Genomic DNA, 10,832 nt, shown 5'->3' with positions numbered 1-10,832 from the left:
CCGGCGGTAACTCGCCTCGATGTAATCCGTGCCGCTGTAGTTCCGGCCGGCGCTGACGACATTGCGATAGTCCGCTTCGGAGCCGGCAAGATCGGCCGGCGACTTGGTCGCGACGGCCGCGGCCTGCTCGGTGAAGGCGATCGGCTTCAACGTGTGCTCGAGGATGCCGGGGTCGAGACCCGGGCCATCCATGGTGACCTGCGCGCCGCAGGAATCGAGAATCGCGAGCGCCTTGCCAAAGGCGGCGCAGACATCGGCGCTGACGGCGGCGTAGCCGAGATCGGCGCTGGCGCCGATGCGAATGCCATCGAGGCGCCCGGGAGTGGTGTCGAAGCGGCGCGACGGCACGGGAAGGCTTGCAGCATCGCGCGTGTCGTAGCCGGCAATGATCTCCAATGTCAGCGCGGCGTCCGCGACCGTGCGCGTGATCGGCCCGGTATGCGCGAGCGAGGCCCAGGACGGCGGCGAGAAGCCGGGCGAGCGCGGCACGAGGCCGAAGGTCGGCTTCAACCCGAACACGCCGCAGAAGGAGGACGGTACCCGGATCGAGCCGACGCCGTCGGTGCCGATCGCGATCGGACCGCAGCCGGCGGCAACGCCGGCCGCCGCGCCGCCGCTCGATCCGCCGCTGGTACGCGCGGGATTCCAGGGATTGCGCGTGAGGCCGGTGACGGGGCTGTCGGCCGTCAGCTTGTAGCCGGACTCGCAAGTCGTGGTCTTGCAGGTGATGATCGCACCAGCGGCCTTGAGCGCCGACACCACGGCGGCATCGGCCTCGGGCACGAAACTCTTGTTCATCGGCGAGCCGGCATAGGCCGGCACGCCCGCAACGAAGACGAGGTCCTTGATCGTGACGGGCACGCCGGCGAGGGGTCCCTTGGCCTCGCCTGCGCGCATCTCCCTGGTGAGACGGTCGGCCTCTGCCCGTGCCTGCTCGTACATCGGTGTCACCACCGCATTGCAGGCTCTGTTCGCAGCTTCCAGCGCAGCAATGGTGTCGTCGACGACATCACGCGGCGTGAATGCCTTGCGGCGATAACCAGCCATGATCTCGGTTGCAGACAGCGCGCCAAGGCCAGTCGGCGCCGGCGGGAAGGCCGCTCGGCCGGTACCATCAGTCATCATCAACCCTAAGGAGCTAGCTAAGCGCCGCGTCGACGGCGCGCTTGGCCATGACCGTGACGAGATGCGCACGGTAATCGGCTTCAGCGTGGATATCGGAGGTGAGGCCGTCGGTATCGATCCTGATCGCCGCGATCGCGGACGGATCGAAATTCTCCGACAGCACCGCCTCCATCGGCGGCACGCGGAATACGCCCGGCCCCGCGCCCGTCACGGCGACACGGACCCCATCGGCGAATTTCGCGACGAACACGCCGACCAGCGCATAACGCGACGCCGGCGCCTTGAACTTGGCGTACCCCGCTTTCAGCGGCACCGGAAAGCGAATCGCGGTGATGATCTCGCCGGCTTCGAGCGCCGTCTCGAACAGGCCGAGGAAGAACTTGTCCGCCGCGATCTCGCGCGTGCTGGTGACGATGGTGGCGCCGAGGCCAAGCACGCCGGCGGGATAATCGGCCGCCGGATCATTGTTGGCGACGGAGCCGCCAATGGTGCCGCGGCTCCGCACGGCGGGGTCGCCGATCATCGAGGCCAGCGCCGCGAGAGCCGGGATTTTCGTCTGCACCAGCTTCGAGGCCGCGACCACCGCATGCTGTGTCATCGCGCCGACGGTGATGCTGGGGCCGTCGTCGGTGATGCCCTTGAGCGATCCAAGCTTTGACAGATCGACCAATGCGACCGGGCTCGCCAGCCGCTGCTTCAGTGTGGGGATCAGCGTCATGCCACCGGCGACCAGCTTGCTGTCCTCGATCGAGGTCAGAAGCTTGGCCGCATCGGGGATCTGCTCTGGCTGGTGATAGGCGAATGGCTTCATTGTCGTCCTCCCTATTCCGCGGCCACGGGCAGCGACGCGTTCTGCAGCAGCCGCCAGATCCGGTTCGGCGTTGCCGGCATGTCCACATGCGTGACGCCGAGATGCGACAGCGCGTCGACCACGGCGTTGATGACGGCGGCTGGCGAGCCGATGGTGCCGACCTCGCCGCAGCCCTTCACGCCCATCGGCGTGTGGGTGCAGAGGGTAGAGTGCGTCGCGACCTTCATCATCGGCAGGTGATCAGCGCGCGGCATGCAGTAATCCATCAGCGAGCCCGACAGCAGCTGGCCGGAGCCCTCGTCATAAACCGCGTTCTCGAACAGCGCCTGGCCGACACCCTGCACGATACCCCCGTGCAACTGACCTTCGACGATCATCGGATTGATGACCGTGCCGACGTCGTCGACAGCGGTGTAGTTGACCAGCGTCACCGTGCCGGTCTCCGGATCGACCTCGACCTCGGCGATGTGACAGCCGCCGGGATAGGTGAAGTTGACGGGGTCGTAATAGGCCTGCTCCTCCAGGCCCGGCTCCAGCACCTCGAGCGGATAATTGTGCGGCACATAGGCCGCGCCCGCGATCTCCTCGAAGGTCTTCATGCGGTCGGTACCGGCCACCGAGAACTTGCCACTCTCGAACTGGATATCGACCTCGGCCGCCTCCAGCAGGTGCGAGGCGATCTTCTTGCCCTTGGCGATCACCTTGTCGGTCGCCTTGGACAACGCCGCGCCGCCGACCACGAGGGAGCGGGAACCATAAGTGCCCATGCCGAACTGCACGCGGTCGGTGTCGCCGAACACGATGTCGACATTCTCGAAGGCGACGCCGAGCTTGTCCGAGACGATCTGGGCAAAGGTCGTCTCGTGGCCCTGGCCGTGATTGTGGGTGCCGATCATGACCGTGACCTGGCCGGTCGGATGCACGCGCACCGTGGCGCTCTCATAGAGGCCACCGCGGGCGCCGAGCCGCCCTGCAAAGCGCGACGGCGCAAGGCCGCAGGCCTCGACATAGGTGGAATAGCCGAGCCCGCGGAACTTGCCCTTGCTCGCGGAGGCCGCCTTGCGCACGCCAAAGTTCTTGACGTCGGCGGCCACAAGCGCGCCGTCGAGGCAGCCCATGGGGTCGCCGGAATCGTACTGCACCAGCACCGGCGTCTGATAGGGATAGGCCTCCTTCGGGATCATGTTGCGGCGGCGGATCTCGACGCGGTCGATGCCCATCTCGCTGGCGGCGACGTCGACGATGCGCTCCAGCACGAAGGTGGCCTCGGGGCGCCCTGCGCCGCGATAGGCGTCGACAGGCACGGTGTTGGTGAAGACCACCTTCACATTGCAGTAGATCGCGGGCGTGGTGTAGACGCCGCCAAGCAGCGGGCCATACAGATTGGTCGGGATGTTCGGCCCGAAGGTCGAGAGATAGCCGCCCATGTTGGCGAGCGTGTTGACGCGGAAGGCGAGGAATTTTCCGTTTTCATCGAGCGCCAGCTCGGCTTCGGTGACGTGATCGCGGCCGTGGCGATCGGAGACGTAACCTTCGGAGCGGCTCGCGACCCATTTCACCGGCCGCTTCACGCGCTTGGCCGCCCAGGTGATCACGGCCTCCTCGCCGTAGTGGAACTGCTTGACACCGAAGCCGCCGCCGACATCGGGCGCGACCACCCGCAGCTTGTGCTGCGGGATGTTCAGCACCAGCGCGCCCATCAGGAAGCGCACCACATGCGGGAACTGGCTGGTGGTCCACAGCGTGAAGCGGTCGGTGCCCGGCTCGTATTCCGCGATCGCCGCGCGCGGCTCCATCGGGTTGCCGATCAGGCGGTTGTTCACGAGGCTGAGCTTTGCGACATGCGCGGCCTTGCGGAAGGCGGTTTCGACCGCAGCCTTGTCGCCGAGCTCCCAGTCGCAGCAGATGTTGTTCGGAACGTCGTCGAACAATTGCGGCGCATCTGGCCTGACGGCTTCGAGCACGCCGACCACGGAGGGCAGCACCTCATAATCGACTTTCAAGAGCTCGGCGCCGGCATTCGCCTGCTCCGGCGTCTCCGCGATCACGAACGCCACCATGTCGCCGACGAAGCGCACCTTGCCTTGCGCCAGCATCGGGAACGGCGGCTCCTTCATCGGCACACCCTTGGCGTCCGAGATGCCCCAGCCGCAGGGCAGCGACCCCAGGCCGTCGGCCTTGACGTCGTCCCCGGTCAGGACAGCGATGACGCCGGGCGAGGCCAGCGCCGCGCTCTTGTCGATGCCGCGCAGCACCGCATGGCCATGCGGCGAGCGCACGAACACGCCAGCGGTCATGCCCGGACGCTTGATGTCGGAAACGTAATTGCCGCGGCCGGTGAGGAAGCGCTGGTCTTCTTTCCGCTTCGGTGCAGCGCCGATGCCGATCACATTGCCCATGGTCACTCTCCGTTCCCAGCGTTCTTGGCGGCGTTCATGGCGGCGGCGCCGGCCATGACCGAAACGACGATGTTCTGGTAGCCGGTGCAGCGGCAGATATTGCCTTCGAGGCCGTGGCGGACATCGGCCTCGGTCAGGTCAGGCTTTTCGGTCGCGAGCGCGACCGCAGTCATCAGCATACCGGGCGTACAGAAGCCACATTGCAGGCCGTGATGCTCACGGAACGCCTCCTGCATCGGATGCATCTGGTTCGATCCGGGGGCGCCTTGCAGCCCCTCGATGGTGAGCAGCGTCGCGCCGGCGAGCGCCGGCGCCAGTAAGGTGCAGCTCTTCACCGGTAGACCATCGAGATGCACCACGCAGGCGCCGCACTGGCTGGTGTCACAGCCGATATGGGTGCCCGTGAGATTGAGCTGCTCGCGCAGGAGCTCGGCGACGAGCGTCGCCGGCTCGACATCGACTGTGGTGGGCCGGCCGTTGAGGGTGAAGGATATCTGCAAGGTCATACTCCTGCGCGACGGGGCTTTAGGCGAGAGGCAACGCGCTGCCGGTGGCCCATGTGGCCATGACGACATCGCCGACGGTGAAGGGATCTGCGAAGAAGGTCTTCTCCGGCACATAGGCGACGAACTCATCGTCAGGCACGGTGTCGAGCATGACCTTGACGAAATAGCCCTGATACTCGATCGCGAGCACCCGGCTCGGCAGCGAGGTGGTATAGCCCGGCGGCAAATCCCTGCCCGGCCTGACCAGCGCGACATCGTCGCGGCGGACGGCGATGTCGACCTTGTCGCCGACATTGACCGTGGAGCGGGCCTGAAGCGGCACCTCGATGCCCGAGGGTGCCGCCTGCGCCAGCGTGAAGCTCGCGCCGTTGACCTTCTCGACACGACCGGACAGCACGTTCTGGCCGCCCATGAACTCGGCAACATAGCGATCGTGCGGATGCGCGTAGACATCACGCGCCGCACCGGCCTGCTTGATCTTGCCCTGCTCCATCACCACGACGAGATCGGCGAGCGCGATCGCCTCGAGCTGGGTGTGGGTAACGTGGATGAAGGTGATGCCGAGCTCCTGCTGCATCCGCCGGAGCTCCTGGCGCATCTGGACGCGGAGCTGCTCGTCGAGCGCGGACAGCGGCTCGTCGAGCAGAAGGACGCGCGGCTCGGTGATCGCGGCACGCGCCAGCGCAACACGCTGCTGCTGGCCGCCGGAGAGCTGCGCCGGCAGGCGATCGGCGAACTGCGTCAGCCTGACCTTTTCGATCATGGCGTCGGCCGCGCGCAAACGATCCGTCTTGGACTGGCCGCGGACGCGTAGCGCGAAGGCGATGTTCTCGCGCACCGTCAGGTGTGGAAACAGCGCGTAGGACTGGAACATCATCGCAGTGCGGCGCTGCATCGGGGCGAGACCAACGACGTTCTGGCCGCCGATCACGATCTCGCCGGCGGTCGGGTCCTCATGGCCTGCGATCATGCGCAGGATGGTGGTCTTGCCGCAGCCGGACGGACCGATGAAGCAGCAATAGGCGCCGTCCGCGATCCTCAGGTTGACGCCGTCGACCACATTGGTGACGCCGTCGAAGCTCTTGCAGACGCCTGCCAGCTCGATATCGCCGCGATCGTTCTTCATTCGAGAATCAACCCTTGCTCAACCTTTGGCCTGGCTGCCGCGCTTCTTCTGGATCAGCACGATGGTGCCGAGACTTGCGCCGATGACCACGAAGGAGACGATCGTGGTCACCGTACCGAGCGCATAGAGCGAGGGCGAGGTAACGTTCAGCGTCATGCTCCAGATCTCCAGCGGCAGCGTGTTCAGTGATCCCGCGGTTTGAAGACTGCGCGCGAACTCGTCGTAGGAGAGCGTGAAGCCGAACAGCGCGACGGCGACGAGGCCGGGCGCGAGCACTGGGATCATCACCAGCCAGATCGACTGCCAGCGGCTGGCGCCGAGATCGTAGGCCGCCTCCTCCCAGACATGGTTGAAGCGCGACATCACCGCGAACATCACGAGCACGCCGAACGGCAGCGTCCATGAGAGCTGGGCACCAAGTGCCGAGGTGTACCAGCTCGCATCCAGCCCCAGCGCCTGGAACAGCAGCCCCGTGCCGAGACCGAGCACGAGGCCGGGCGCGACCAGGCTGCCGATCATCATGTAGAAGACGAAGGTGTCGCCACGAAAACGCTTGCGGAAGCCGAGCCCGGCGAGGAACGATACCACCACCGTGATGACGGTGACGATGACCGCGAGCTTGATCGAACGGTCGAACGAGCCCTTGACGTCGCCGGTCCGTGCCTGGGTGAAGAGATCGACGAACCAGTGCAGCGAATGGCCCTTCATCGGGAACACGAGGCCGCCGCGGATATCCTGGAAGGAGAGGATATAGATGCAGAACATCGGGCCATAGAGCGCGATCACGTAGGCCGCGAACAGCGTTGCCAGCACGTAGAAGGTCCAGGGACGGCCGCCCTTGCTCGGCGCGATCGCCTTGGTCGATGCAGGCGTCGTCGTCTTGGATATGTCGGCTTTGGGCATGTCGGCGAGAACCGCGCTCATCGCGTGATCTCCTGCCTGATGTCGACGGTGCGCAGGATCAGCGAGACGATCGCAACCAGCACCAGCGTCAGCAGCACGGCACTTGCCGCGGCGGTCGGATATTGCAGCACGCCGACATCCTCATAGAACGCGCTGACCACCGAAGCCGAGCCGCCGCCTGACATGACTTTCACCACGAAGAAGTCGCCCATCACGATCGAGACCACGAAGATGGTGCCGAGCGCGATGCCGCTCTTGGACATCGGCACCACGATCAGCCGCATGATGTCGAAGCGGCTGGCGCCGGCGTCGATCGCGGCCTCGATCAGCTTCTTGTCGATCCGTGCCATGGAATTGAAGATCGGCACGATCATGAAGATCGTGAGCTGGTGGACATAGGCGATGACCACAGCGAGGTCGGAGAACAGCAGAATTTCCAGCGGCTGATGGATCAGCCCGATCGCCAGCAGCGCCTGGTTGATCAGGCCTTCCTTGCCGAGCAGTGGAATCCAGGAAATCATCCTGATGATGTTCGAGGTCCAGAACGGCACCGTGCAGAGCAGGAACAGGCCAATCGCGAGCAACTGGTTGCGGACGTGAAACACCAGGAAATAGGCGACGAAGAAGCCGATGATCAGCGTAAAGATCCAGGTCAGCACGGTGAACTTGATCGTCGCCAGATACAGCTTCAGCGTCAGCGCCGAATGCAGCACCTCGACATAGCTTGCGAGCGTGAAGCCTGGCGTGAGGCCACCAAAGCCATCCGTGGCGAAAAAGCTGGCTGCCAGCACGACCAGGATCGGCGCCACGAAGAACGGCACGAGCACCAACACCAGAGGCGAGACATAGAGCCAGCCGGCAAGATTGGAGCGCGCGGGACTTAACGTTGGACTAGGACTCGGCTGCATATCAGCAATGGCCTCGACGTCGATCCTGTCGCACCGGCGCGTGACGGCGCCGGTGCTGCGTTGAGTTGAGTTGAGTTGAGTTGAGGGAAAGCAGGTTTCAGGCCACCTTGAAGTCGTTCCAGCGCTTGTTCATGTAGGCCGCCTCGTCCATCAGCGTGTTCCAGCACGAGATGTTCTTAACGCGGTCTAGGAACGAGCCGCCGTCGCGCTTGGTGCCGGCCTTCTCCATCGGCACGCCGTAGGGATCGTTCACCACTTCGGGCGCGGCCTGGCCTTCGTACCAGAACGCCCATTCCGCCGGGGTGAGGAACTTCTTCGCGGTCGACGGCACCGGGCTGTAATAGCCGTAGCGCGCGACGAAGCCGCCCTGCCAGCCGGACAGGTACCAGTTGAGATATTCATAGGCGGCTTCCAACTTCTTGCCGGAGAGATGCTTCATCAGGCCCATGCCGTTGCACCAGCCTCGATAGCCCTCCTTGCCGTTCTTGACGTTGACGGGCGCGTAGACGCAGGGGATCTCCTTGACGCGCACGGCAGCGACCGCCGGCGACCACATCGACTGGATCACCACTTCGCCCGCGGCCATCAGCTGCACCGACTGGTCGAAGGTGGTCCAGGTCGCGCGGAACTGGCCCTGCTTCTTCAGCTCGATCAGCTTGTTGCAGGTGAAGTCGATCTCCTCCTTGGTCATGTTGCCCTTGTTGCCATACTTGATCAACCCGGCACTCTCGAAGCAGAGCGCGGCATCCATGATGCCGATCGCGGGCACGTCGAGGATCGCGGCCTTGCCCTTGAATTTGGGATCGATCAGGTCCTTCCACTCGGTCACTTCGTGGCCGACGAGATCGGGCCGGTAGCCGATGGAGTCGGCGTTGTAGACCTGCGGCAGGAAGGTCGCCCATTCGGTGACGCCGTCATGCAGATCGGTCGAGTCGGGCTTGGAGATGTACATGGCTTCATAGGGCGAGATGCCCTGGCGCGGGATCTTGTGGCCGTCGATCTCGCCCTTGGTGAAGATCGGCAGGATGTTCTCGAACTCCTTGATCTTCTTGACCTCGATACCCTGGATCACGCTGCGCTTGGCGGCGAGCTTGGCTTGCCAGCCCTCGAGGTCGGCAATGTCGACTGTATTAGGCTGGCTTATGAAACGGTTGATGGCGGCCGAGGTGTCGAGGTTCTGCATCGTCACCTTGAAGCCGAGATCCTTGGCGGCCTGGTCACCGATCGCCTTCACCACCGAATAGGACACGCCGACATGGCGGAGCTCGATGTCCTTGATCTCCTGCGCCCAGATGGTCGGGAATCCCAAGGTCGCATCCGACCCCGCGGCTGCGCCGGCAATTGCGGCTGCGCCCTTCAACAGCGTGCGCCGGCTCAGCTTTTTCGTCGATTTCGCCTCCGTTCCCGCCGGATTGGAGGTGGACATCCCCTTAGCCCCGTCAGACATGGCAACCCTCGTTGGTTACGATGAACGCTCGCACCGATCGCCATTGATCGGCTGCATTTCGTGATCCGTTGCGTGCGAGGCTAGGGTCGGGATTTCGCGAAGTAAAATTGGAAGTAAAAATTCACCGCATAAACGCGGCTAATGGATCGGGCCACTGCATTTGCTTTCGGCAGAAGCGCATAAGAAGACGTCAGGACGTGTATGCAAGACACGGCAATAGGCCTCGCCGGCCCGTTCACGCGGCAGAGGTGATCACGCTTGCGATGTCGTTTGCGAGGTTATGCGCAGGCGCGCTCAGGATTTCAGCGTATCGCGCGCCGTCTCCGGCGTCATCAACGTCGCGACGATGGTGATGAGCGAGAGCGCGATGATGTAGAGCGACACCGGCCAGTAGCTGCCGGCCCAGGCCAGCAGCGCGGTCGCAATCAGCGGCGAGAAGCCGCCGCTCAACGCGGCTGCGACATTGGCGCCCAGCGAGGCGCCACTGTAGCGCACCTGGGTGCGAAACAACTCCGGCATGAACGCGGCCTTCGGCCCGAACAGCAGCGCATGCGTCAGCGTCATCGTGACCACCAGCGCGAGCGTGATCAGCATGGGCTCCCTGGTGTCGAGGAACCAGAACAGCGGAAACGCCAGCGCCACCGTGAACACGGCGCCGGCGAGGTAAAGCGCCTTGCGACCGAAGATGTCCGACAGCCAGCCGGCGAGCGGCAGCGTCGCGAACTCGACGATGGCGGCATAGACCACCGCATTGAGGATCACCTGGCGCGGGACGCCGAGTTTGGCCGTGGCATAGAGGACAACGAAGACGGTGAGGAGATAAGCGAGCCCGACCTCCGAGACCGTGATGCCGATCGCCAGCAGAAAGCTGCGCCAGTCGCGGCGCAGCACCTCCCACACCGGCTGCGCCAGCACCTCCTTGCGCTCGACCACCTCCTTGAAGCGCGGCGTTTCCGCGAGCCGCATCCGCACGATGAAGCCGACGCCGACCAGCAGGATGCTGACCCAGAACGGCACGCGCCAGCCCCAACTCAGGAAGTCCGCCTCGGGCAGCTGCGTCATCAAGCCGAAAATGCCGGTGGACGCGGCGACGCCGACGGGAAAACCGATCTGCACCAGGCTGCCATACAGGCCCCGCCTGGCGCCGGCATGCTCGACCACCATGACCACCGCACCGCTCCACTCGCCGCCGAGACCGATGCCCTGGACGAAGCGCAGGATCACCAGCAGGATCGGCGCCCACACGCCGATCGCGCTGTAAGTCGGCAGGCAGCCGATCAGGAACGTGCCGAGACCCATCGCGATCATGGTCGCGACCAGCATCCGCTTGCGGCCGAGCCGGTCGCCATAATGCCCGATGATGGCGCCGCCGATCGGCCGCGCCACGAAGCCGACCGCATAGGTGGAGAACGCCGCGAGCGTGCCGACGAAGGGATCGAAGCTCGGGAAGAACAGCTTGTTGAGCACGAGCGCGGCAGCGGTGCCGTAGATCAGGAAATCGTACCACTCGATCGCGGTGCCGAGCGCGCTCGCCCACACCACATGCGCCGTCGTCGATCGCTCCGATTCGCCGGAGATAGCAGTTGCTGCAGTCATGGCTGTCCGCC

9 protein-coding genes are annotated in these 10,832 nt (G+C 64.7%); all 9 read right to left on the bottom strand.

Translation table 11 applies throughout. The annotated features are described in order from the left end of the window. Window positions 1–1,122 (bottom strand): amidase (locus G8O24_RS25985; RefSeq protein WP_188104344.1); only part of this gene is annotated, 1,122 nt, incomplete at its 3' end. 16 nt (window positions 1,123–1,138) lie between these two features. Then, window positions 1,139–1,936, bottom strand: a complete 798-nt coding sequence (locus tag G8O24_RS25980; RefSeq protein WP_188104342.1) for an FAD binding domain-containing protein — start codon at window positions 1,934–1,936, stop codon at window positions 1,139–1,141. A gap of 11 nt (window positions 1,937–1,947) precedes the next feature. Beyond that, the gene (locus G8O24_RS25975) at window positions 1,948–4,335 is read right to left on the bottom strand and encodes a xanthine dehydrogenase family protein molybdopterin-binding subunit (RefSeq protein WP_188104340.1); all 2,388 of its coding nucleotides are present in this window, start codon (window positions 4,333–4,335) and stop codon (window positions 1,948–1,950) included. Between the two features lie 2 nt (window positions 4,336–4,337). Continuing rightward, on the bottom strand, window positions 4,338–4,841 hold the full coding sequence (locus G8O24_RS25970) for a (2Fe-2S)-binding protein (RefSeq protein WP_188104338.1): 504 nt from the start codon (window positions 4,839–4,841) through the stop codon (window positions 4,338–4,340). Window positions 4,842–4,860: 19 nt separating this feature from the next. Further along, window positions 4,861–5,967 (bottom strand): ABC transporter ATP-binding protein, encoded by a 1,107-nt coding sequence (locus G8O24_RS25965; RefSeq protein WP_188104336.1) that lies wholly within the window; start codon window positions 5,965–5,967, stop codon window positions 4,861–4,863. An 18-nt stretch (window positions 5,968–5,985) separates the two neighbouring features. Then, entirely contained in the window at window positions 5,986–6,891 is a 906-nt protein-coding gene (locus tag G8O24_RS25960) for an ABC transporter permease (protein WP_188104334.1), read from the bottom strand. Further along, window positions 6,888–7,778, bottom strand: coding sequence for an ABC transporter permease (locus G8O24_RS25955; protein WP_188104332.1), 891 nt, complete (start codon window positions 7,776–7,778; stop codon window positions 6,888–6,890). Before G8O24_RS25955 ends, G8O24_RS25960 begins: the two co-directional genes overlap by 4 nt. A 97-nt stretch (window positions 7,779–7,875) precedes the next feature. Further along, window positions 7,876–9,225 (bottom strand): ABC transporter substrate-binding protein, encoded by a 1,350-nt coding sequence (locus tag G8O24_RS25950; RefSeq protein WP_188104331.1) that lies wholly within the window; start codon window positions 9,223–9,225, stop codon window positions 7,876–7,878. A 294-nt stretch (window positions 9,226–9,519) separates the two neighbouring features. After that, window positions 9,520–10,821 carry an MFS transporter gene (locus G8O24_RS25945; protein ID WP_188104329.1) on the bottom strand — a complete coding sequence of 434 codons (1,302 nt, stop codon included), beginning with the start codon at window positions 10,819–10,821 and terminating at the stop codon, window positions 9,520–9,522. Window positions 10,822–10,832 lie beyond the last annotated feature (11 nt).

This window comes from Bradyrhizobium campsiandrae (assembly GCF_014529705.1).
GTDB classification, from domain to species: domain Bacteria; phylum Pseudomonadota; class Alphaproteobacteria; order Rhizobiales; family Xanthobacteraceae; genus Bradyrhizobium; species Bradyrhizobium campsiandrae.
The sequence above is the reverse complement of the archived record's forward strand: the minus strand, read 5'-3'. Positions and strand labels throughout refer to the sequence as shown.